21 protein-coding genes and 1 tRNA gene are annotated in these 21,885 nt (G+C 64.0%); 11 read left to right on the top strand and 11 right to left on the bottom strand.

What is annotated here, in order from left to right; all coding sequences use genetic code 11:
- Window positions 1-15 precede the first annotated feature (15 nt).
- Genes plsY through EZV60_RS08900 form a run of 5 tightly spaced genes read right to left on the bottom strand, consistent with a single transcriptional unit; the run spans window position 16 to window position 3,826 of the window.
- Window positions 16-621 (bottom strand): glycerol-3-phosphate 1-O-acyltransferase PlsY, encoded by a 606-nt coding sequence (plsY, locus tag EZV60_RS08920; protein WP_135504517.1) that lies wholly within the window; start codon window positions 619-621, stop codon window positions 16-18.
- Entirely contained in the window at window positions 614-1,900 is a 1,287-nt protein-coding gene (pyrC, locus tag EZV60_RS08915; RefSeq protein ID WP_135504515.1) for a dihydroorotase, read from the bottom strand. Before pyrC ends, plsY begins: the two co-directional genes overlap by 8 nt.
- Window positions 1,897-2,343 (bottom strand): hypothetical protein, encoded by a 447-nt coding sequence (locus tag EZV60_RS08910; protein ID WP_135504513.1) that lies wholly within the window; start codon window positions 2,341-2,343, stop codon window positions 1,897-1,899. The genes pyrC and EZV60_RS08910 overlap by 4 nt, the downstream gene beginning before the upstream one ends.
- On the bottom strand, window positions 2,340-2,879 hold the full coding sequence (locus EZV60_RS08905; RefSeq protein WP_135504510.1) for a hypothetical protein: 540 nt from the start codon (window positions 2,877-2,879) through the stop codon (window positions 2,340-2,342). The genes EZV60_RS08910 and EZV60_RS08905 overlap by 4 nt, the downstream gene beginning before the upstream one ends.
- Entirely contained in the window at window positions 2,876-3,826 is a 951-nt protein-coding gene (locus EZV60_RS08900) for an aspartate carbamoyltransferase catalytic subunit (protein ID WP_135504508.1), read from the bottom strand. Before EZV60_RS08900 ends, EZV60_RS08905 begins: the two co-directional genes overlap by 4 nt.
- Window positions 3,827-4,159: 333 nt before the next feature.
- Between EZV60_RS08900 and EZV60_RS08895 the strand changes: the two genes are divergently transcribed.
- The 5 genes from EZV60_RS08895 (at window position 4,160) to EZV60_RS08875 (ending at window position 11,059) form a co-directional block, all read left to right on the top strand.
- Entirely contained in the window at window positions 4,160-4,942 is a 783-nt protein-coding gene (locus EZV60_RS08895) for a uracil-DNA glycosylase (protein WP_135504506.1), read from the top strand.
- Window positions 4,939-5,541, top strand: coding sequence for a metallophosphoesterase family protein (locus EZV60_RS08890; RefSeq protein ID WP_135504503.1), 603 nt, complete (start codon window positions 4,939-4,941; stop codon window positions 5,539-5,541). Before EZV60_RS08895 ends, EZV60_RS08890 begins: the two co-directional genes overlap by 4 nt.
- A 19-nt stretch (window positions 5,542-5,560) precedes the next feature.
- Window positions 5,561-6,103 carry a molybdenum cofactor biosynthesis protein B gene (gene moaB, locus EZV60_RS08885; protein WP_135504501.1) on the top strand — a complete coding sequence of 181 codons (543 nt, stop codon included), beginning with the start codon at window positions 5,561-5,563 and terminating at the stop codon, window positions 6,101-6,103.
- Window positions 6,104-6,199: 96 nt separating this feature from the next.
- Entirely contained in the window at window positions 6,200-7,651 is a 1,452-nt protein-coding gene (locus EZV60_RS08880; RefSeq protein ID WP_135504499.1) for an efflux RND transporter periplasmic adaptor subunit, read from the top strand.
- Window positions 7,652-7,654: 3 nt separating this feature from the next.
- A complete protein-coding gene (locus tag EZV60_RS08875) occupies window positions 7,655-11,059 on the top strand; it encodes an efflux RND transporter permease subunit (RefSeq protein WP_135504496.1) in 3,405 nt (1,134 codons plus the stop codon).
- Here EZV60_RS08875 and EZV60_RS08870 read toward each other — a convergent pair.
- Window positions 11,038-11,847 (bottom strand): protein-disulfide reductase DsbD domain-containing protein, encoded by an 810-nt coding sequence (locus EZV60_RS08870; protein WP_342588784.1) that lies wholly within the window; start codon window positions 11,845-11,847, stop codon window positions 11,038-11,040. The genes EZV60_RS08875 and EZV60_RS08870 overlap by 22 nt on opposite strands.
- 144 nt (window positions 11,848-11,991) lie before the next feature.
- Here EZV60_RS08870 and EZV60_RS08865 point away from each other — a divergent pair, with 144 nt between their 5' ends.
- Window positions 11,992-12,546 carry a YqgE/AlgH family protein gene (locus EZV60_RS08865; protein WP_135504703.1) on the top strand — a complete coding sequence of 185 codons (555 nt, stop codon included), beginning with the start codon at window positions 11,992-11,994 and terminating at the stop codon, window positions 12,544-12,546.
- Between the two features lie 18 nt (window positions 12,547-12,564).
- Here the strand turns inward: EZV60_RS08865 and EZV60_RS08860 are convergent, their stop codons facing one another.
- Window positions 12,565-13,326 carry a class II aldolase and adducin N-terminal domain-containing protein gene (locus EZV60_RS08860; RefSeq protein WP_135504491.1) on the bottom strand — a complete coding sequence of 254 codons (762 nt, stop codon included), beginning with the start codon at window positions 13,324-13,326 and terminating at the stop codon, window positions 12,565-12,567.
- Between the two features lie 163 nt (window positions 13,327-13,489).
- Here EZV60_RS08860 and EZV60_RS08855 point away from each other — a divergent pair, with 163 nt between their 5' ends.
- Complete coding sequence (locus EZV60_RS08855) at window positions 13,490-14,194, top strand: type 1 glutamine amidotransferase domain-containing protein (RefSeq protein ID WP_135504488.1); 705 nt, start codon at window positions 13,490-13,492, stop codon at window positions 14,192-14,194.
- Window positions 14,195-14,357: 163 nt separating this feature from the next.
- Here the strand turns inward: EZV60_RS08855 and EZV60_RS08850 are convergent.
- Window positions 14,358-14,434: transfer RNA gene (locus EZV60_RS08850), tRNA-Met, on the bottom strand.
- A 490-nt stretch (window positions 14,435-14,924) separates the two neighbouring features.
- On the opposite strand from EZV60_RS08850, the gene EZV60_RS08845 reads away from it, so the two are divergent.
- Both EZV60_RS08845 and EZV60_RS19070 read left to right on the top strand, forming a co-directional pair.
- Window positions 14,925-16,310, top strand: a complete 1,386-nt coding sequence (locus EZV60_RS08845) for an ammonium transporter (RefSeq protein ID WP_135504486.1) — start codon at window positions 14,925-14,927, stop codon at window positions 16,308-16,310.
- Between the two features lie 20 nt (window positions 16,311-16,330).
- Window positions 16,331-16,501: a hypothetical protein gene (locus EZV60_RS19070; protein ID WP_167853489.1), complete on the top strand. Its 171-nt coding sequence runs from the start codon at window positions 16,331-16,333 to the stop codon at window positions 16,499-16,501.
- A 79-nt stretch (window positions 16,502-16,580) separates the two neighbouring features.
- Here EZV60_RS19070 and hemC read toward each other — a convergent pair whose 3' ends face one another.
- Window positions 16,581-17,528, bottom strand: coding sequence for a hydroxymethylbilane synthase (hemC, locus tag EZV60_RS08840; RefSeq protein WP_135504483.1), 948 nt, complete (start codon window positions 17,526-17,528; stop codon window positions 16,581-16,583).
- Between the two features lie 96 nt (window positions 17,529-17,624).
- Between hemC and hemE the strand changes: the two genes are divergently transcribed.
- Together hemE and dddP are read left to right on the top strand one after the other, a co-directional pair.
- Complete coding sequence (hemE, locus tag EZV60_RS08835; protein ID WP_135504480.1) at window positions 17,625-18,659, top strand: uroporphyrinogen decarboxylase; 1,035 nt, start codon at window positions 17,625-17,627, stop codon at window positions 18,657-18,659.
- A 118-nt stretch (window positions 18,660-18,777) separates the two neighbouring features.
- Window positions 18,778-20,121, top strand: a complete 1,344-nt coding sequence (gene dddP, locus EZV60_RS08830; protein ID WP_135504478.1) for a dimethylsulfonioproprionate lyase DddP — start codon at window positions 18,778-18,780, stop codon at window positions 20,119-20,121.
- 15 nt (window positions 20,122-20,136) lie between these two features.
- Here dddP and EZV60_RS08825 read toward each other — a convergent pair whose 3' ends face one another.
- The gene (locus tag EZV60_RS08825; RefSeq protein WP_135504476.1) at window positions 20,137-21,216 is read right to left on the bottom strand and encodes a FlgO family outer membrane protein; all 1,080 of its coding nucleotides are present in this window, start codon (window positions 21,214-21,216) and stop codon (window positions 20,137-20,139) included.
- A gap of 2 nt (window positions 21,217-21,218) precedes the next feature.
- The gene (locus tag EZV60_RS08820; RefSeq protein ID WP_167853488.1) at window positions 21,219-21,734 is read right to left on the bottom strand and encodes a hypothetical protein; all 516 of its coding nucleotides are present in this window, start codon (window positions 21,732-21,734) and stop codon (window positions 21,219-21,221) included.
- Between the last annotated feature and the right edge of the window lie 151 nt (window positions 21,735-21,885).

The following is a 21,885-nucleotide window of genomic DNA, read 5'->3' as shown; positions in this document are numbered from 1 at the left end:
CCCGGTGGCGGGCAGTCAGCTTTGGCCGATCTTAGGCTCGGTGCCAGTCCGCAGGCGGCGGATATTCGCGGCATGGCGGAAGAAGACCAGCAGGGTCAGGACGACACCCATGACGAAGAGTTCCGAGTAACCGAGAAAGATAACCCAGATGGTCGACAGCGCGGCCGCATAGATCGCCGCCATCGACGAGATCCGAGTGACCGCGGCAGAAGCGAGCCAGGTCAGGCAGCAGGCCACGCCCACGGGCCATGCAAGACCAAGCATCACGCCGAGGAAGGTTGCCACGCCCTTGCCGCCCCGAAAGCTCAGCCAGATCGGGAAGCAATGCCCGACGAAGGCCATGAGCCCGGCAAGCTGTGCTGCGTCGTCGCCGGTGGCCGCGCGGGCAAGGATCACCGCCACGGTGCCCTTGGCGCCGTCCAGAAGCAGGGTCGCCAGCGCCGCGAGCTTGTTGCCCGTGCGCAACACATTGGTCGCACCGATATTGCCGGAGCCGATGTTGCGCAGATTGCCAAGGCCGAGAAGGCGCGCAACAATCATGCCGAACGGGATCGAGCCCAACAGGTATCCGACGATCCCCCAGAACGCGAGCAGCGCAAAAGACGATTGAATATCAGGCATTTATACTCTCGAAGACCGCTTGTCCGGCGACATAGGTTGCCAAGACCTTACCCTGCATCCGCTGTCCGTCAAACGGTGTATTCTTCGATTTCGACTGCAAGGTCCAACGGTCGAGGACAAAGGGCGTGTCCGGATCGAAGAGCACCAGATCCGCGGGCGCGCCCGCCGAGAGCCGCCCGCATGGTAGGCCAAGCCGGCGCGCGGGATTGCGCGACAACGCCCGGAAGAGCACCGGCAGGCTGAGATCGCCCGAATGGTAGAGCCGCAGGGCGGCGGGCAGCAGCGTTTCCAGCCCCACCGCGCCGCTGGCGGCCTCCTCGAAGGGCAGGCGTTTGGATTCCTCGTCCTGTGGCGTGTGCATCGAACTGATCGTATCGATCAGCCCGTTGCGCACGGCCTCGACCACCGCCATGCGGTCATCCTCGGCGCGAAGGGGCGGCTTGACCTTGAAGAAGGTGCGATAGCCGCCCACGTCGAATTCATTCAGGGTCAGGTGATGGATAGACGTGCCGGCGCTGAGGTCCAGCCCGTTGTCGCGCGCCCGGCGCAAGGCAGGCAGGGCGCGCGCGGTCGTCACCTGGTCGACGTGATAGCGCACGCCCGTCATCTCGATCAGCGCGATATCGCGGTCGAGGCCCATCCGCTCGGCCATGGGCGACACCGCGGGCAGCCCGTAAAGCGAGGCGAACTTGCCCGAGGTGGCGGCGGCCCCCGCGCTCAGCACCGGTTCCTGAATATGGCCGATGACCAGCGCACCGAGTCCACGAGCGTAGCTGAGCGCCCGGGCCAGCACCTTGGTGTCGCGGACCACGTGGTCGCAATCGGTGAAGGCCACAGCGCCCGCGTCCATCAAAAAGCCGATCTCGGTCATCTCGCGCCCGTCACGGCCCTTGGTGAGGGCCGCCATCGGCAGGACGTTCACCTCGGCCGCTGCGTTGGCGCGGCGCGACACGAATTCCAACGCCTCGGGGCTGTCGATGGCCGGAAGCGTGTCGGGGCGGGTGATCATCGTCGTGACTCCGCCTGCCGCCGCGGCCCGCCCGGCAGAGCGGTAGCTTTCCTTGTGCCGTTCGCCAGGCTCGCAAACCTTGACGCCCAGATCGACAAGGCCAGGCGCCAGGCATTTGCCCGCGCAGTCAATGCGCGCGTCCGTCTGGGGCATGTCGGCCCCGCCCCCGATAGCCGCGATCCGGCCGTTTTCGACGAGAAGCCAGCCGCGCGTCTCGGTATCCGCATCCGGGTCGATCAGACGGGCATCGGTGAAGAGTGTTCTGGTCATGCCGTCTGTCCCATGCCACTGGCCGCCCGGATCCGTGCCGCTGTGGCCTCCTTGTCGGGTTGGTACTTCAGCAGATGCTTGTCGCCGCTATGCGTCACGACCTGCACGGCGGATCCCAGCGTGCGGACGGTCGCGATCTCGGACAGGGGCACGGCGCGGACGCCGGGCCCCAGCAGCCTGCGATCGGTCATGTCCCAGCGCGCCGCCGCCTCGTCCGAGGCAAGGTAGCCCGCCCGCACGGCGACAGCGGCCAACCCGCCCACGGCCCCCGTCCAGACATGCGGGTTTCCAAGAGCCCAGAGGATGGCCATGCCAAGCGCCATGGCCGCAACCGCCAGCCACGCATGGTCCCGCCAATAGGTCGCGCGATCGGACCCGAAGGAGGCGACCACGCGTTCGCCGTCGGCCAGCGGAGTCGTGGGCGTCATCGACAGCTCGGTCATGAGGCCACCCAGACGACGACCGCCGTCAGCGCGAAGAGCACCAAGAGCGCGATCATCGCCACGCGGCCCGACATGGCCGCGTCCGAGGGGGGCTTTTTCTTTGCGTCCGGAGGGCGCTGCGCACTTTCATCGGGCAGGGCATCGAAGCTCACCGGCGCCCTTTCCTCGGTGAAGGTCGCCACGAGGTGCAGCGGCGCGCGCGGGCGCAGCACTTGCGCTGTGCCGCCAAAAGCGCGCGAACCCACCACCAGAACCGTGCCGGTCAACCGGTCGAGCGCGGCGCGGCTTTCGGCGATATCCTCGGCGGAGACGCCCATCCCGTCTTCGAGATAACCGGCGAGACCGACCCCTTCGAGATCGTCGATCCGGATCAGGTCGACATGATCGGCGTCGAGCATCTCGGCGTCCAGCGCCTCGCGCAGGGGCCAGCTTCCGTTGCGCCGGTTGAAGTCCGTCAGGTCCTGCGGGCTAAGATCCACATCGAAGACGCGTACCACGCCGGCCTCTGTCGCGCTGATCTCGATCCGGTCGCTCATGCCATGACCTCCTTTGACCTGGCCCGCAAGTTGCGCGCCAGAAGATCCATCGCCGCCATGCGCACGGCGACGCCCATTTCCACCTGCTCCTGGATAACCGACCGGTTGATGTCGTCGGCGATCTCGCCGTCGATCTCGACGCCGCGGTTCATCGGGCCGGGATGCATCACGATCGCGTCGGGACTGGCGTAGCTCAGCTTGTCCGCGTCAAGCCCGTAGCGGAAATAGTATTCCCGCTCGGATGGAATGAACCCGCCATCCATGCGCTCACGCTGCAGCCGTAGCATCATAACCACGTCGACGTCGCGCAGCCCCTCTTCCATGTCTTCGAAAACCTCGACGCCGAAATCGGCGATGCCCGCCGGCATCAGCGTCGGCGGGCCGACTAGCCGCACGCGGTTTTCCATCTTGCCCAGAAGGATGATATTGGAGCGCGCCACACGGGAATGCGCGATATCCCCGCAGATCGCGATGCTGAGACGGTGAAGCCGGCCCTTGGCGCGCCGGATCGTGAGGGCATCCAGAAGCGCCTGAGTGGGGTGTTCATGACGCCCGTCGCCGGCGTTCAGCACGGCGCAGTTCACCTTTTGCGCCAGCAGGTCCACCGCGCCCGAATGCGGATGGCGCACCACCAGAAGATCGGGATGCATCGCGTTGAGCGTCAGCGCCGTGTCGATCAGCGTCTCGCCCTTCTTCACCGAGCTGGCCTGCATCGACATGTTCATCACGTCCGCGCCCAGACGCTTGCCTGCCAGTTCGAAACTGGCCTGCGTGCGGGTGGAGTTTTCGAAGAACATGTTGATCTGCGTGAGACCCGCCAGCGCGTCGGCATGTTTCACGTCGCGCCGGTTGAGCGCCACATACTGATCGGCAAGGTCGAGGATGGTGGTGATGTCAGCCGGCGCGAGGGGCTCTATCCCCAGCAGATGGGATTGTGAAAAGCTCATGCTGGCGCTCCATACCTGACACCTGCCTGCTTATAGAAAGGGGGGCGCATGGGAGCAAGCAAAGGCCTTGTCGCCGCGCGGGAAACCCCCGACGCCCGACCGGTCGTACCGGCGGATGTCAGATCTTGCGCAGAAAAGAGAAAAACGCAGAGGCCAACCGGCTTCTGCGTCGTTTTGGCGTGGCGTCAGGGTCGACAGGTCAGGCGGCCTTCGGCATCTGCAACGTGTGGGCCAGATCCTCGAGCTTGCTCGCCGCGTTGCGGAGCCAGGCCGCATCGCGCCGCGTCAATCAGGATGTTTCCCCTGCCCCGTCCGCGCGATAGGCTGCGCCGCATGGAATCGGCTGAAGATTATCAGACCTACAAAGCCCTGCTGGACTGGCAGATCGAGCTTGGCGCGACCGAGGCGATCGGTGACGTGCCGGTCAACCGGTTCGAAGCCCCGAAAAAGCTGGCGGAACCTGCCCGCCCCGCCGCGGCGCCTGCGACCCCCGTTGCGGAACCACGGGCCGATCCGGTGGGCGAGGCGCGTGCTGCGGCCTCTGCGGCCGGTACTCTCGATGATCTGAAGCCCGCCCTTGCGGCCTATGACCACTGCCCGCTCAAGCGCGGCGCGCGCAATCTTGTCTTCGCCGATGGCCGGCCCGGCGCACGCGTGATGATCATCGGCGAGGCCCCGGGGCGCGAGGAAGATCTGCAAGCCAAGCCCTTCGTCGGTCCGGCGGGACAGCTTCTTGACCGGATGCTGGCCGCCATCGGTCTCAACCGTGCGGCGGAAGAGATCGCGCAGGCGGTCTATATCACCAATGTGGTGCCCTGGCGCCCGCCGCAGAACCGCAATCCGAACGCGCAGGAAATCGCGATGATGCGGCCCTTCGTGCAGCGCCACGTGGACCTTGCCGAGCCGGAGATCGTCGTGCTGATGGGCAATATCAGCTGCGACGCTGGGCTGGGCAAGCAGGGCATTACCCGGCTGCGCGGACAATGGACCGAAGCCTATGGCAAGCCCTGCTTGCCGATGCTGCACCCGGCCCATCTATTGCGCACTCCGGCGGCCAAGCGTGAAACCTGGGCCGATCTGCTGGAGCTTCAGGCGCGGCTAGAGGGCACGGCGTGAAGATCCTGGCCTTTTCCGATCTGCATATGGCGCGGGCCCTTGCCGCCGATCTGGTGGCGGCCTCCGCCGACGCCGATCTTGTGATCGGCGCGGGCGATTTCTGCAACCATCGCAAGGGGCTGGCACAAGCGATGGAGATGCTGGCCGAGATCACCGCGCCGATGGTCGTGGTGCCCGGAAATGCGGAAAGCGCGTACGAGCTGCGTGCGGCAGCCAATCCGAACATGACGGTTCTGCACGGCGAAGCTGCGACGGTGGCAGGCGTTCGTATCTTCGGACTGGGCTATGGCGTGCCGACCACGCCCTTCGGCGACTGGTCCTGTGATCTGACCGAAGAACAGGCCGAGGCGCTTCTTGCCCCGTGCGAGACGGCCCGGATCATGGTGCTTCATTCACCGCCCAAAGGGATCGCGGACGAGACCTCGGACGGGCTTTCCGTAGGGTCCACCGCAATCCGAGACGCCATCGCCCGCGTGCAGCCCAAACTGGCGCTCTGCGGTCACATCCACGATAGCTGGGGGCGGTCGGGCCGGATCGGCCGGACGCATGTTGTAAATCTCGGGCCGACCCCCAACTGGTTCGACATCAGCCCGGACTGAACGAAAGACAAGGCACGCCATGTCCCGTATCGACGAAAGCAAGGACTTCATCCCGGTGCGTATCGCACTTCTGACAGTGTCGGACTCGCGCGACGCCAGCGAGGACCGTTCCGGCGACACGCTTGCCCAGCGCATCGAGGACGCCGGCCACACGCTGGCCGATCGCATGATCGTGCGCGACGAGCGCGACCAAATCGCGGAACAGTTGCGCGAATGGATCGAAAACCCAGAGGTCGACGTGGTGATTTCCACCGGCGGGACGGGCCTTACGGGCCGCGATGTGACCGTCGAGGCCCATCGCGACGTCTATGAAAAAGAGATCGACGCCTTCGGGACGGTCTTCACCATGGTGTCGATGCAAAAAATAGGCACGTCTGCCGTGCAGTCGCGCGCCACCGGCGGCGTGGCGGGCGGCACCTATCTGTTCGCGCTGCCCGGCAGCCCCGGCGCCTGCAAGGATGCCTGGGACGAGATCCTGAAATGGCAGCTTGATTACCGCCACCGGCCCTGCAATTTCGTCGAGATCCTGCCGCGTCTTGATGAACACCAGCGACGGAAATAGACGCCGCTCGCGTTCAATCCTCGCAAAGCCCGCGAAATCGCTTATCTTTCCGCAAGAAAGGCCGCGCGCGGCCCCTTGTGTCGAAATGGTGTGCGCATGCGTTTTCTGCGTCTCAGTCTGACCGGTCTGTTCCTGGTGTCGCTGACACTGGGCCTTCTGGCTTATGCCGGTCAGCTTGTCTATTCGGCGGTGCAGGCGCGGATGAACGACGCGCCGTCCATACCGGAACGCCGAGAACGTGTCTTCGCCGTCAATCTCGTCGAAGCGCGACCGGGTACCGAGATCCCGATCCTGACCGCCTATGGCAGCGTCGAGAGCCGCCGAACTTTGGAGGTTCGCGCGCGCACCGGCGGCACCATTGTCGAACTGGCGCCGGATTTCGAAAATGGCGGGCGGGTGCGGCGCGGACAGCTTCTGGCGCGGATCGACCCGGCGGAAGCGCGTTTTGCGCTGGACCGCGCGGAAAGCGATCTGACAGACGCGCGTGACGAGGAACGCGAGGCGCGGCGCGCGCTAGATCTTGCGGGCGAGGATCTTGGAGCCGCCGAAGTGCAGGCAGACCTGCGCCAACGTGCTTTTACCCGGCAGCTGGACCTCGAAGAGCGCGGCGTCGGGACCGCCGCCGCCGTGGAGGCCGCCGAACTGGCCGCGGCGCAGGCCAATCAGGCGGTCGTGTCACGCAGGCAGGCCGAGGCCACGGCCGAGGCCCGTGTCGCGCAGGCGGCTACCCGGCTGGCACGGGCGCGCACGGCCTTCGCGGAGGCCCGCAAACGGCTGGAAGATACCCAGATCACCGCCGAATTCACCGGCACGCTGCGCGACGTGACCGTGGTCGAAGGCCGCTTTGTTTCAGCCAACGAAAAACTTGCCGATCTGGTGGACCCGGGCGCGCTTGACGTGGCCTTCCGCATCTCCACCGCACAATACGCCCGGCTTCTCGACGCCGAGGGAGAAATCACCCGCGCGCCGGTTCGCGTCAGCCTCGACGTCTATGGCGAAAAGATCGAGACCACGGGGCGCATTACCCGCGACAGCGCGTCGGTCGGGGACGGCGAAACCGGGCGTTTGCTCTTTGCGCAATTGGACGACGCCCAAGGTTTCAAACCCGGCGACTTCGTGACCGTCGAGGTCACCGAACCGGCGGTCGACGATGTCGTGCGGCTGCCCGCGACGGCGCTTGGCGCCGATGGTAGCGTTCTGGCGCTGACCGGCGAGGATCGGCTTCGTTCGCTGCCTGTCACGCTGGTCCGGCGGCAGGGCAACGATATTCTCGTGCGTGGCGCGGACCTGTCGGGCGCCGAAATCGTGGCCGAACGCAGCCCGCTTCTGGGGCCTGGCATCAAGGTACGCCCCCTGCGCGGCAGCAGCACGCAGGAGGCGGCGGCCGACCTGATCGAGCTAAGCGCAGAGCGCCGCGACCGCCTGCGCCGGTTCGTCGAGACCAGCGACATGCCCGAAGCGATGCGCGCGCGCCTGCTGGGTGAACTGGACGCGCCGCGTGTGCCGGTCCAGACCGTCGAGCGGCTGGAACGCCGGATGGGCGGCTAGGCCATGGTGCGCGACCTGCCCGGGCGCGCCAGTGGCGTGATCTCGTACTTCACCCGTCACCCCACAGCGGCGAACCTGTTGATGGTGGTGCTGCTTGTGCTGGGCCTTGCCGCGGCACCGCGCATGCAGGCGCAGTTTTTTCCCGACGTGATCGTCGACGACGTGACCGTCGGCGTTGTCTGGGACGGCGCCAGCGCCGAGGATGTCGACAGCGCCATCGTGCAGGTGCTTGAACCGGCGCTGCTGGCGGTGGAAGGCGTCGCGGAAAGCTCGGCCACGAGCCGCGAAGACCGGGCCACCATCACGCTTGAATTCGAGCCGGGATGGGACATGGGCCGTGCCGCCGACGAGGTCCAGGCCGCCGTCGAGACGATCACCGATCTGCCCGAGGAAGCCGAAGAGCCCACCGTGACGCGCGGCGCCTGGCGCGACCGGGTGACCGACGTGGTGATCTCTGGACCGGTGGGCGTTGAACAGTTGGGCCAGTTCGCCGATGAGCTGGTCGTCCGGCTGTACGATGCGGGCGTGACAAGAACCACCGTGCGCGGCGTGGCCGCGCCGCACACCATCGTGGAAGTGCCCAGCACCAACCTGATCGCCTATGACATCACCATGGGCGAAATCGCCGCCGTTCTGGCCGCCGAGGCGGACGCAGACCCGGCCGGCGACGTCACCGGCGGCGCGACGCGGGTGCGCGTCGGCACGGAAAACCGCGCGGCGGACCAGATCGGCGCGCTGGTGCTGCGCTCCAACCCCGACGGCACAAAACTGACGGTGGGCGACGTGGCGCGCGTGCGGGTCGAGGGCGTGGACCGCAAACGCGCCTTTTTCGTGAACGACGATCCCGCGATCCAGATCCGAGTCGACCGCTCGGCGCGTGGCGACGCCATCGATATTCAGGCCCGCGTCGAAGACATCGCTGCGCGGATGGAAAGCACCTTGCCGGAGGGCACGCAGATCACGCTGATCCGCACCCGGTCCGAGGCGATCTCGGGCCGTCTCGACATGCTGCTGGAGAACGGTCTGACCGGGCTGGCGCTGGTGGTCGGGCTCTTGTTTCTCTTTCTCAACGCCCGCACCGCGTTCTGGGTCGCCGCCGGCATCCCGGTGGCGATGACGGCGACCGTGGCGCTGATGTATGTGGGAGGGCTGACGATCAATATGATCTCTCTGTTCGCACTGATCATCACGCTGGGCATTGTGGTGGACGACGCCATCGTGGTCGGAGAGCACGCCGACGCGCGTTTGCGCAGATTGGGAGAAACGCCGGTTCAGGCCGCTGAACGCGCGGCCCAGCGCATGGCGCTGCCGGTCTTTTCCGCCACACTGACCACGCTGATCGCCTTTTTCGGGCTGGTCGCCATCGGCGGACGCTTTGGCGATCTGATTGTGGATATTCCCTTTACCGTGATCGTGGTGCTGACCGCGTCGCTGGTGGAATGCTTTCTTATCCTGCCGCACCACATGTCGCGGGCACTAGCCCATGGCGGGCGCGACCATTGGTATGACTGGCCCTCGCGCACGGTCAATCGCGGCTTCACCTGGGTGCGCGAAACGCTGTTCCGGCCCTTCATGGCCCTGGTCGTGCGCGGGCGCTACGTGGTGCTGGCCGGCATGATCGTCTTGCTGGCAGGCCAGGCGGCGCAGTTCATCCGGGGTGACGTGCAATGGCGGTTCTTCAACGCGCCCGAACGCGGCAGCGTGACCGGTAATTTCAGCATGGCGCCGGGCGCGACCCGCGCCGACACGCTGGAGATGATGGCCGAAATGCAGCGCGCGACCGAAGAACTGGGCGCCGAATACGAAGAGGAATACGGCCGCAACCCGCTGGCGTTCGTAGTGGCCGAGATCGGGGGCAACGCGGGTCGCGGGCTTGCCGGGGCGGACACCAAGGAGCCCGATCAGCTGGGCGGAATTTCCATCGAGCTGATCGATGCCGACCTGCGCCCCTATTCCAGTTTCGCCTTCGTGGCCGACCTGCAGGAGAAAGTGCAGCGCCACCCGCTGGCCGAGGAGGTGAGCTTTCGCGGTTGGCGCTCGGGCCCGGGCGGGGACGCGCTCGACGTGGAGTTCTTCGGCGCCTCGGCCGAAACGCTGAAAGCCGCCGCCGAGGATCTGAAGACAGCCATCGCGCGCTTCCCCGAGGTTTCGGGCCTGCAGGACAATCTTTCCTACGACAAGGAAGAACTTATCCTGGACCTTACCCCGCAAGGTCAGGCGCTTGGGCTGACGATCGACGATCTGGGGCGTACCTTGCGCGCACGCCTGAACGGGATCGAGGCCGCGACCTATCCCTACGGTCCGCGCAGCGCCGAGATTCGCGTCGAACTGCCCGAGGCGGAACTGACCGCGGACTTTCTGGAACGGATGCAGATCCGGACGCCCGCGGGCGGTTACGTGCCGCTGGCCGACATCGTGTCGGTCGAGCAGCGCACGGGCTTTTCCACCATCCGCCGGGAAAACGGTATCCGCCATGTCAGCGTGACCGGCGATATTTCCGAGGACGATCCGGCCCGCGCGGCGGCCGTCAACGAAGCGCTTGAGACGCAGATCCTGCCGGAAATCGCCGCGACGCATCAGGTGGAATGGCAACTGAGCGGGCTGGCCGAACAGGAAAGCGATTTCCTCAGCGATGCGCGGATCGGGCTGACGCTGACCCTGACCGGCATCTACCTTGTTCTTGCATGGGTCTTCGCCAGCTGGACGCGGCCGCTTGTGGTGATGGCGATCATTCCTTTCGGTCTGGTCGGCACGATCTACGGGCATGTGCAATGGGACGTGCCACTGTCGATGTTCACAGTCGTCGGGCTATTGGGCATGACAGGAATCATCATTAACGACTCCATCGTGCTCGTAACCACGATCGACGAGCATGCGCGCGACCGGGGCATCATTCCGGCCATCATCGACGGCACGGCGGATCGCCTGCGGCCCGTCCTTCTGACCACCGCGACCACGGTGATGGGCCTGACACCGCTTCTGTTCGAGCAGTCCACGCAGGCTCAGTTCATCAAGCCCACGGTGATCACGCTGGTCTACGGGTTGGGCTTTGGGATGCTGCTGGTTTTGCTGCTGGTGCCCGCGATCCTTGCGATGCAACAGGATGTGAAACGCCAGACCACGGCACTGCGCCACGCGCTGCGGTTTCGGACCAAGAGCGTGCGCGTGGCGATGCTGACCGTGCTGGCGCTGGTCCTGGGCTGGCTCGGCGCGACGATGGGGGTCGCAAGCGTGACAGGCGCGCTGCCCACGCTGCTGACGCGGGCCGTCCCGGCGCTGGGGGATGCGCCCGCCATGCCAGCGGCGCTCGGACTTTTCCTTGCGGGCGCGGCGCTTGTGTCGGTGATGCTTTACGTGATCGGGTGGATCGCTCGGCTGATCCTGCGTCAGCCTGCCTCGCAGCCCTGAATATCCACCGCGCTGCCCGGCCCCAGAACCGTGATCCGGATTTCCGAACGGTCCACGGCAAAGCTGCGTCCGGCCATGTGGTGCAGCGTGGTCTCGGCCATCAGCCGCCCGTTCTGCCGGGTGGTGCGGGATGGGGCGATCCAGATATTGGGATCGCCGGCCTCGAACACCGCCAGCTCGCCTCGCCCAAGGCTTGGCATCCTGATCTCGGCTTGCAGGCGCAAACCGTCTTCGATGGGCGACAAACGGCAGGTCACGCGCCCGACCCCGGCCTCGGCCGCGGAAAACGGGCGCTCGGCCAGCGCGGCCACAATGAGTGGGTCCGGGGCTGCGTCGGTATCCCCAAGATTTTGCGCCACCGACACATTGACCGGCACGCACACATCCTTGCACACGCCCATGTCGATCTGCGCCGAAAGCCGGATTGCCCCGCCTTTCCGAGCGGGACTGATCCGCAGCGGCAGGGTCACGGTGCGGTCATAACCGATCGTGGTCACGCCGCTTTGCCGGATCTGCCGGGGTGTGGGCCACTCGATCTCGACAGAAGACAGGTTGCTCGATCCGCGCCAGTCGAATTGCGGCGGAATGCCCGCATCCCCCGGCGCGCGCCAATAGGTTTTCCACCCGTCTTTGAGCGTGAACTGAAGGCCTGCGATATGGGTGCCGTCCGCCGCCCGCCAGCCCGGTAGGATCCGCGCCTCGACAAGGTCGGATTGCGCCGCGGCCGGACCGGTCGCCGCCAAAAGACCAAGGCCCATCGCGGCAAAAAGGTTCAAAATGCGTGTCATCATCCCCACATGGGGGAATGTGAGGCAAAGCACAATTCACTTTCAAGCGAGAAATGCCGCCGATGGGCGCCCGCGTCGCTTGCACCCGGACGGTCGCCGCTTCATCATCGGCCCTGCCAGAAGGAGCCAGCGGGTTTGAGCCAGATCGATCTCAATGGAAAACTGCTCATTGCGATGCCGGGCATGGAAGACCCACGGTTTTCCCAGGCGCTCGTCTTCATGTGCGCCCATTCCGAGGATGGCGCCATGGGCCTTATCGTGAACAAGACCGTCGACGATCTGCGCCTGCGCGATCTTTTCGAACAACTGGAGATCACGCAGGAACCGGAGGCCCGCGATCTGCCGGTGCATTTCGGCGGCCCCGTCGAGCACGGGCGCGGCTTCGTGTTGCACGACTACGGATATCATTCCGCGATCTCCACCCTAGACGTGAACGAAGAATTCGCGATGACGGCCACGCTCGACATCTTGGAGGACCTCGCTGGCGGGCGCGGGCCGGTGCACAACATCGTGGCGCTCGGCTATGCCGGGTGGGGGCCGGGGCAGCTTGAGTCGGAGATGGCCCAGAACGCCTGGCTTACCGTCGAGGCCGACAGCAAGCTGGTGTTCGAGACCCCGAACGCCGAGAAATGGGAATGCGCGCTCAACAAGATGGGGATCAGCGCCCTGACGCTTTCTGCGGAGGCGGGCCGCGCCTGACGCGCTGAACGTTCTGGCTCAGCTGGCGTAGTCCGAGCCTTCAGAGTCCAGGATCGCCATGAGTTCTGCCAGATGCCGCTCGCCCTGCTCAGGGTAGGCCTCCAGCTCTTGGGCGGTCTTTTCGGCCACCTCGTCGGACAAGACGCGCAAGGCTTGGCCCGTCTGGAGGGCGCGGATGTAGGTCTCCGCCGCACGCTCGAAATAATACATCCGGTTGAAGCAGTCCGCCACGGTATCCCCGGTCACGAGCACCCCGTGATGACCCATGATCATCACCTTCTTGGTCGGATCGGACAAGAGCTCGGCACAGCGCTCGCCCTCTTCCTCGAACGCAAGTCCGCCATAGGCCTCGTCGATCACGTATCTATTGAAAAACGTCGCGCAATTCTGGTCGATGGGGGGCAGGTTGCTGTCCTCAAGGCAAGCCAGCACCGTGGCATGGATCGAGTGCACATGCATGAGGCACCGATGGTGCGGACAAAGCCGGTGCACGCCGCCATGAAGGCCCCACGCGGTGGGATCCGGCGCATCGGGCCGGTCGAGCGTGTCGGGGTCATTGGCATCGATCAAGAGCAGATCGGACGCCTTGATGCGCGAGAAATGTCTTTGATTTGGGTTGATCAGGAACTGCGTGCCATCCTCGTTGACCGCAAGGCTGAAATGGTTGGCGACCGCCTCGTGCATGCCCAGCCGCGCGGTCCAGCGAAACGCGGCGGCCAATTCCACCCGTTCCTGCCAGTGCGCGATATTCGGCGTAATTCCGGATTGAGCCTTCAGCATGGCCTGTCTCCCTTATCCCGAGCGGGACCAATCTGCGCCAGCCAACCCCGCTTTGCAATCGCGTGTTTGACCCGCGCCGAATCGTCTTTTTTCGCCGATATGGAAAGATTTCGCGGCTGGCGCGTTAACCTTTTGACGAATTGAAAGAAAGAAGGAGCTTCTTATGACGACTCCAAAGATCCTGATTATCGCCACATCCGCCGACAAGATGGATAATGGCGAGGACACCGGCGTTTGGCTGGAAGAATTGACGACACCCTACTATGCGTTTCTGGACGCCGGAGCCGAAGTAACGCTGGCGTCGATTGCCGGTGGCAAAATTCCAGTGGATGCTCGCAGCCTGTCCGAAGACAGCCACAAAGAAGACAGCGTCAAGCGGTATATGGACGACGACGTGGCGCAGGCTGACGTGGCCGAAACTCCGCGTTTCGACGAAATCGATACATCCGGGTTCGACGCGCTGTTTCTTCCGGGTGGCCACGGCACGATGTTCGACTACCCCGAAAACCCACGTCTTTCCGCGCTAATCGAGGCTTTTGACCGGGCTGGAAAGATCATTGCAGCAGTCTGTCACGGACCTGCCGCACTGGTTGGCCCAAAAGCCGCTTCTGGCGCGCCGCTTGTGAAAGGACGCAAAGTTGCGGCCTTCACCGACAGCGAGGAACGCGCGGTCGGTTTGGATGAAGCGGTGCCGTTCCTTTTGGAAACGAAGCTACGCGAGCTTGGAGCGGACCACCAGAAAGCCGATGATTTTCAGCCCTTTGCGGTGCGCGACGGGAACTTGGTGACGGGCCAGAACCCGCAATCGGCCGGAAAAACCGCTATGCTGGTTCTCGACGCGGTCAACGACATGCAAAACGCCGCCTAAGTGCCGCGATCCGGCGCAGGACTTTATGCGCCAAGCGCATCGAGCGCAATTCGCGTTTAGAGGTGCGGATGGCGGTCCTTAGAGAAAGGTCAAAACTTGAAGTGCCGCGTGTCCACATGGATGCGCGGCATTTTGACGTGTCACTGCAGAAATTGTGGGACGATGGTAGCGGAGGAGGGACTTGAACCCCCGACACGCGGATTATGATTCCGCTGCTCTAACCAACTGAGCTACTCCGCCGGACCGTGGCGGTAGGTAAGACAGGCCCTGCGTGGCGTCAAGAGGGTTTTTGGGCCGCAAAACGGCGCCTTGGGGCGGTCGGTCAAAGGTAAACTCCAGCCGACATGATCAGGCCGTGTTCCAGCGAAACACGCGGTGTTTGCGATTAAAAAGCGCCCAAATTTCGGCATTCGTTGAAGATACCGCACACGGCGGAATATTTTTGGTCCAGTGTCCAGAGAGCCACATCACCTTGATTGTGACGGAACAGTTCGATCTAGATAAATATTTTTTTGTTTTTTATCTGATGTTTAATAACACATCATTCGCCTAAAAGGCGAATGACCAGCGCAACTTTCAAACTTCATGCGCGAACCAACCTTGTACCGATTACGCGAAGTGGACCAAAAAAATTCTTGGCGCAACGCAGATCAGTCGCTTGACTGATGGCACTGCCGGAATCGGCGCGCCCGGGACCCGCGCAAGCCGGCCAACAAGGAGGTTTAGACAGATGGAAGAACAACTCGCGGAACTCGCGGCCAAGGTGGCCGAGATGGAGGCGAAGGGGAATTTAACGAACACCATGTTCGCGGAGACATATTATTATCTCACCATCCCCCTCATGATCATCATTCACGCAGGCTTCCTGGCCTATGAAATGGGCGCCTCGCGCGCCAAGAACGCGCTGTCGTCGGGGGTCAAGAATATCCTGGCCTTTGCCTTCGTCATTCCCGCCTTCTATTTCTTCGGCTGGTGGGTTTATTGGGGATTTCCAACGGGCTTTTCTCTGTCCGAGGGGCCGAACGGCATTTCCGGCGCGGCCTATGCCAACGCCATCGCCTGGCCCTGGGGTGAGTCGGCGGCCTATATGGGCCCCAACACCGAAGACCAGATCGACGGTGTCTTCTGGGGCGCGTTCACGCTCTTTGCGGCGACCACCGCCTCGATCATGTCGGGGGCGGTCATCGAACGCATCCAGACAGTGGGCTTTGTCATTCTCGCCATCATCCTCGGCGGTTTCAGCTGGACTCTGGCGGCGGCCTGGGGCTGGCACGCGGATGGATGGCTGGTGCAGGACTGGGGCGTGCATGACTTCGGCGCCGCTGGACTTGTCCACGCGGTTGCGGCCTTCTTCGCGCTTGGCGTGCTGATCAACCTTGGCCCGCGCATCGGCAAGTTCAATCCTGACGGCACGGCCAACCATCTGGCAGGTCACAACATGCCTTTCACGGCGACAGGCCTGATGCTGATCGTCGTCGGTTTCTGGGGCTTCCTGATGGCCTGTCTCGTGGTCGGTGGCGAAGCGTGGTCCTGGGGCGCAAACTTCACCACCATCTATGGCACCCCAACCAATCTCGGCGCACTCAGCTTCAACATCCTGATGGGTGTCGCGGGCGGGATCATCGGTGCATGGCTCTTTACCCGCGATCCGTTCTGGATGATGTCAGGCGCGCTGGCGGGTCTGATTTCGGTGGCTTCGGGTCTCGACATCTACTTCCCGTCGCTGACCTTCATCATCGCCATCGTCGCCGGTATCCTGCTGAAACCGGCGGCGACGGTCCTCGAAAACATGGGGATCGACGACGCGGTGGGCGCGGTCACGGTGCACGGCACGATGGGCATCTACGGCATGTTGATGCTGGGCATCTTTGCCAGCGGGTATCCCGCCCTGACCGGCGCAGAGGCCCCGACCGTCAGCTTCGTGGGTCAGCTTGTCGGCATCATCGTGTTCGTCGCGATCGGCTTCATCACAGGCTATGTCAGTTCGCTGGTGCTGAAGATGCTGGGCATGCTGCGTGTGCCGGAAGCAGCCGAAATCGCGGGTCTCGACACCGTCAAGGTGCCGGCGCAGGCCTATCCCGAAGGCATCGCGGCGTCGCCGCCGGCGTCTCAGTAATCAACTAGGAGGACATATTCATGGGATTTCCTTTTGACACCCCGACCTGGGACGGCGTCAGCGGCGTGATCTTCGTCGGCGGCGTGAACGGCCCGACGCTGATCTACAGCATTATCGCCATCGCGATCTGCATTGCCGCTCTGCTTTACGGCAACAGCGTCGAGTCGGACAAATACAGAAAGCACAAGTAAGGCGCGCGATGCGCGACCGTGCCATAGGAAACGCCCCGCGACGTATCGCGGGGCGTTTTCACGTTGAGCCTTTCCCGGATCACTGTCGCCAGTCGAAGAACCCCGGCCCGGCCTGCGCCAGAAGATCGCGCGCCATCCGCTTGCCAAGCATAGCTCCATCTTCGACCGGCGCGGTGGCCTCGTCGAAAAGCGCCTCGCTGCCATCGGGCCGTAGGATCTCGCCCCGCAGGCGCAATGTACCACCCTCAAGCTCGGCAAGTCCCGCGATGGGCGTCTCGCACGACCCGTCCAGCGTCGCGAGAAAGGCCCGTTCCGCCGCCAGCCGCTTGCCGGTCTCGTCATCGTGCAACGGCTCCAACAGAGCGGCCACACGGGTATCGTCAGCGCGCCGCTCGATTCCGATAGCGCCCTGTGCCACGGCGGGCAGCATATCCTCGGGCGCGACCGGCCCGCGCGCCACATGCGCCATGTCCAGCCGGTTCAGTCCGGCCATGGCCAGAAAGGTGCAGGCGGCCACCTCGTCATCGAGTTTCTTGAGGCGGGTCTGCACGTTGCCGCGGAATTCCACAACCTGAAGATGTGGAAATTTCACCAGCACCTGCGCCCGGCGGCGCAATGACGAGCTGCCCACCTTGGTGCCCGCCGGCAGATCCGCGAGCCCTGAATATCCCGGCGACACGAAGGCATCGCGCACGTCCTCGCGCGGCAGATAGGTGTCAAGCACCAGTCCCTCGGGCTGCAGCACCGGCATGTCCTTCATCGAATGCACGGCGATGTCGATATCCCCCGCCAGCATGGCATCCTCGATCTCGCGCGTGAAAAGCCCCTTGCCGCCGATTTCCTTCAGCGGACGGTCGATGATGCGGTCGCCCGTGGTCTTGATCACGACGATCTGGAACGCCTCATGCGGCAGATCATGCGCCGCGGCCAGCCGGTCGCGGGTCTCGTTGGCCTGCGCCAGCGCAAGCGGGGAACCGCGCGTGCCGATCTTCAGCGGGGCTGCGGGGGTAGGCAAATCATGTGTCATATTCTCCGAATAGACCTGTAAACCTTTCCTGACAAGCTAAGGCTTGACAATAGGGGGCCATAAGGTGACCACCTTGCCGAAAAGGGAGACGCATGCATGGCTCGGGACAAAACCATCCTCAAGGCGCTGGCCGGTGAAACACAGGCGACACCGCCGATCTGGATGATGCGGCAGGCGGGCCGGTATCTGCCGGAATACCGTGCCACGCGGGCCGAGGCGGGCGATTTCCTGTCGCTGTGTTACAACCCCGATCTCGCCACCGAGGTGACGCTGCAGCCCATTCGCCGCTACGGGTTCGACGCCGCAATCCTGTTTGCTGATATCCTTCTGGTGCCCCAGGCGCTTGGTGCGGATCTGTGGTTCGTCACCGGTGAGGGGCCGCGCCTCTCGACCGTCACGACCCAGGCCGATTTCGACAAGCTCGGCCCGGCCGCCGACATACACGAAACGCTCAATCCGATCTACCAGACGGTGCGCAATCTTTCGGGCGCGCTGCCGTCCGAGACCACGCTCATCGGCTTTGCCGGTGCGCCCTGGACGGTGGCTACTTACATGGTCGCAGGACGCGGCACGCCCGATCAGGGGCCCGCTCACGCGCTCAAGGATGAAAACCGCCCGGTCTTCGAGGCACTTATGGACCGCATCACCGAAGCCACGATCCTTTACCTTTCCGCCCAGATCGACGCGGGCGCCGAGGTGGTTAAGGTCTTCGACAGCTGGGCCGGCTCCCTCAAGGGCAAGGATTTCGAGGATTTCGCCGTTGCCCCGGCCAAACGGATCATCTCGGCGCTGAAAGAAAAGCACCCCGGCACCCCGATCATTGCCTTCCCGCGCGAGGCGGGCGATGGCTATATCGGGTTTCACGCAAAGACCGGGGCCGATTGCGTGGCCGTCGATGACAGCGTCACGCCGGAATGGGCCGCGGCCAACGTCCAGAAGGACGGCTGCGTGCAGGGTAATCTCGCCTCGCGCCACATGGTCACCGGCGGCGAAGACCTGGTGCGCGAGACCCGAAAGGTCGTCGAGGGTTTCAAGAACGGACCGCATATCTTCAACCTGGGCCACGGCATCACGCCGGATGCCGATCCGGACAATGTCCAGCTTATGATCGATACGATCCGGGGCGGGTGACCCGCGCATTCAACGCCGTATTCAGGCGCCAAAAACGCTGATCTCATGTCGCAATCGGACGGGCGGCAGGCGGCGGGGCTGCGGCAAGCTGTGAAAAACAGCAAAGCCCCGGCCCGCGATGAACATCCACTTCCGCGACACCCGCAAGATCGACCCAACATGCGGCGCGACCCTTGGTGACAACACTCCCAACGATCAGGACCGCATAGAGATCGGCCCGACCCAACTGGCCTATACAGAATGGGCCGCAGCGGGGCTGGAGCTGCCCGATCTGCAAGAGATGCGGCGCTATCGGTGGCGGCGGTTGGTGGAGGCGGTGGTGGCGCGCGACTATGCCGGGCTTCTGGTCTTCGATCCTCTCAACATCCGCTACGCGTCGGACAGCACCAACATGCAACTTTGGAACGCGCACAACCCGTTCCGCGCGCTGCTGGTCTGCGCCGATGGTCACATGGTGATGTGGGATTACAAGAACGCGCCTTTCCTCAGCAGCTTCAACCCGCTGGTGCGCGAGGTGCGTTCGGGCGCGGACCTTTTCTACTTCGACCGGGGCGACAAGGTTGATGTGGCGGCGGATGTATTCGCCAACGAGGTGCGCCGGCTTCTGGCAGAGCACGCACCGGGCAACTGGCGGCTTGCCGTGGACAAACCCATGGTCCACGGGCTGCGCGCACTCGAGGCGCAGGGGCTGCAGGTGATGGACGGCGAGGAGGTGACCGAGAAGGCCCGCAGCATCAAGGGCCCGGACGAGATCCGCGCCATGCGCTGCGCCTCTCACGCCTGCGAAGTGGCGGTCGCCGAGATGGAGCGGTTCGCCCGCAAGAGCGTCCCGCAAGGGCAGACCAGCGAAGACGATATCTGGGCTGTGCTGCATGCCGAGAACATCCGGCGCGGCGGCGAATGGATCGAAACCCGCCTTCTGACGACCGGCCCGCGCACCAACCCCTGGTTCCAGGAATGCGGCGGGCGCATCGCCCAGAATAACGAGATCCTCGCCTTCGACACCGACCTCGTCGGCAGCTACGGGATTTGCGTGGATATCTCGCGCACCTGGTGGATCGGCGATGAAAAACCGCGCCCGGACATGATCTATGCCATGCAGCACGCGCATGAGCATATCATGACCAATATGGCCATGCTCCGCCCCGGCGTTACTATTCCGGAATTGTCTGCGAACACACATGTTCTGGACGACAAGTTTCAGGCGCTGAAATACGGCTGCCTGATGCATGGCGTGGGCCTGTGCGATGAATGGCCGTTGGTGGCCTACCCGGATCATGCCGTGCCAGGTGCGTTTGACTACGCGCTGGAGCCGGGGATGGTTCTTTGCGTCGAGGCGCTGGTGGGCGAGGTTGGCGGCGATTTCTCGATCAAGCTGGAAGATCAGGTGCTGATCACCGAGGACGGGTTCGAGAACCTGACGAAATATCCCTTTGACCCCGCCTTGATGGGTCTGACGTGACCCGCCTGCACCGGCTCAACTGTCGGGGGGCATGTCGTAAAAACCGATCGATTGTACCGAATAGCTGTCGTTTTCCTCGATATTCGGCGTCACGACCAGCTCCAGTGCCAGGGTGAAGCGGGGATCCTCGACACCTTTTTCGCCTGTCATCTGAAAGTTTAGCTGCGCGACCTTGCCCGGCGGCAGCGTGGTGGCATATTTCGGATCGCTGGCGTTGCAATACTGAAGGTAATTATCACCATAGCAGCTGCGCAGACCGGACCAGTTTCCCTTGTAGGTCATGAACCCACCCTGACCATCTGCCAGGGACATAGAGTCCGGCATGTAGGACAAGGCGATGGTGTTGTCGGTGGTATTCTTGAACCGCACGGCAAAGGTCGCGTCCCCGCTCGACTTCGCATAGATCAGGCTTGACACCTCGGCCTCGAAAACCTCTGCGGAAAACCGGCGCGAGGGCTCCGCGAGACTTTGCTGAATCATGTCTTGACCGGTCTCTCCGCCCATCACGACCACTTGCGTCGTCGGGACCGTTTCCGCCGCCGACCCGGCCGCCGTCGCGAAGCCGCACGCGCCCCGGCTGCGCGTGACCATCATCTCGGCCACACTACCGACAGACGGAAAGTCTGACCGTGCGGTTGCAAATAGCCGCCCGTCCTCGGTTGAAATCATCCGCGCCTGCACCTTTACCTGCTCGCCGAACTGGATGAGCGAGCCGGTCACCACCGCGTCGACGCCTTCGATCTCACCCAGCCGCTTGGCCGCGTCCGGCGCGATGGTACCGTCAAAGACCAGCTCCATCTCTCGGAAGATCGCGGAAAGCTGCGAGCGCTCAATGATATCGATCTTGCCCTCACCGGAATTGAACAGGCTGTCGACGATGAATTCCGAGATGTAGTTCGACAGGTCCGAGCAGGTTCCATCCGAATGCGTGAAGGTCGAGATGCCGATCGTGGCCCGCCCGTCGGTACGGGTACGGTCGACGATCTGGCCCGCGATCTCGTCCAGACTGCCATCGACGGAAGACGCCGTATGGCCGGGACCGGCCAGTCCGGCGCAGACCACCGCGGCGGCCATGAGGGAAACCCTGTTCGTCATCGTCAACTCTCCTTGCAATAAACCTTGAGGGCGTCGGACGCCCGTATCTGATCGCTGAATCCGCGCATCGCCATCGCCCGCGCGGCGCGGGCGGCGTCCGGGCCCTTGCCCGTGCCAAGAAGCCACAGACGGTGCGGCGTGCCATCCGCCAGCACCACAGCCTCGCCTTCGAGGTAATACCCCTCCAATCCGGAGCTCGTCTCGGCGGCGGGCGTTCTGCGCTCTGACGCGGCGACCTCTCGCAGGGACAGGCCCCCGTCGCAATGCGCGGCAAGCGCTTCGCGGATGCGCTGCCCTAGGTCCCGCTCGATCTGGGACAGGCTCGGCGCATCGACCGGCGCCGTATCGGGGTCTGGATTATCCGGCTGCGCGCCGGTTTGCCCGCCCGCGTCGGCCGCGGTCACAGTCCCGGCGGGGCGCGTATCGACCACAGGCCGGTCATCCGTCGTAAAAAAACGATCGCTCAGTTCCAGACCGCCGACGACGACACCCAAGCCGGCACTCGCGACAATAAGCATTTTTCCAAAAGAGGAATTTTCTGGCATGACCCGGCCGTGATCTTTCCCTGACAGGATCAAAAAATCACAGCATCCGACTTTCGACAAGGTTGCGGATCACTTGCCGCAACACGCGACACGCGCAAAATGACGGTGCGGGGGCCTGTCACGC

The organism is Roseovarius aestuariivivens (genome assembly GCF_004761875.1).
GTDB classification, from domain to species: domain Bacteria; phylum Pseudomonadota; class Alphaproteobacteria; order Rhodobacterales; family Rhodobacteraceae; genus Roseovarius; species Roseovarius aestuariivivens.
The sequence above is the reverse complement of the archived record's forward strand: the minus strand, read 5'-3'. Positions and strand labels throughout refer to the sequence as shown.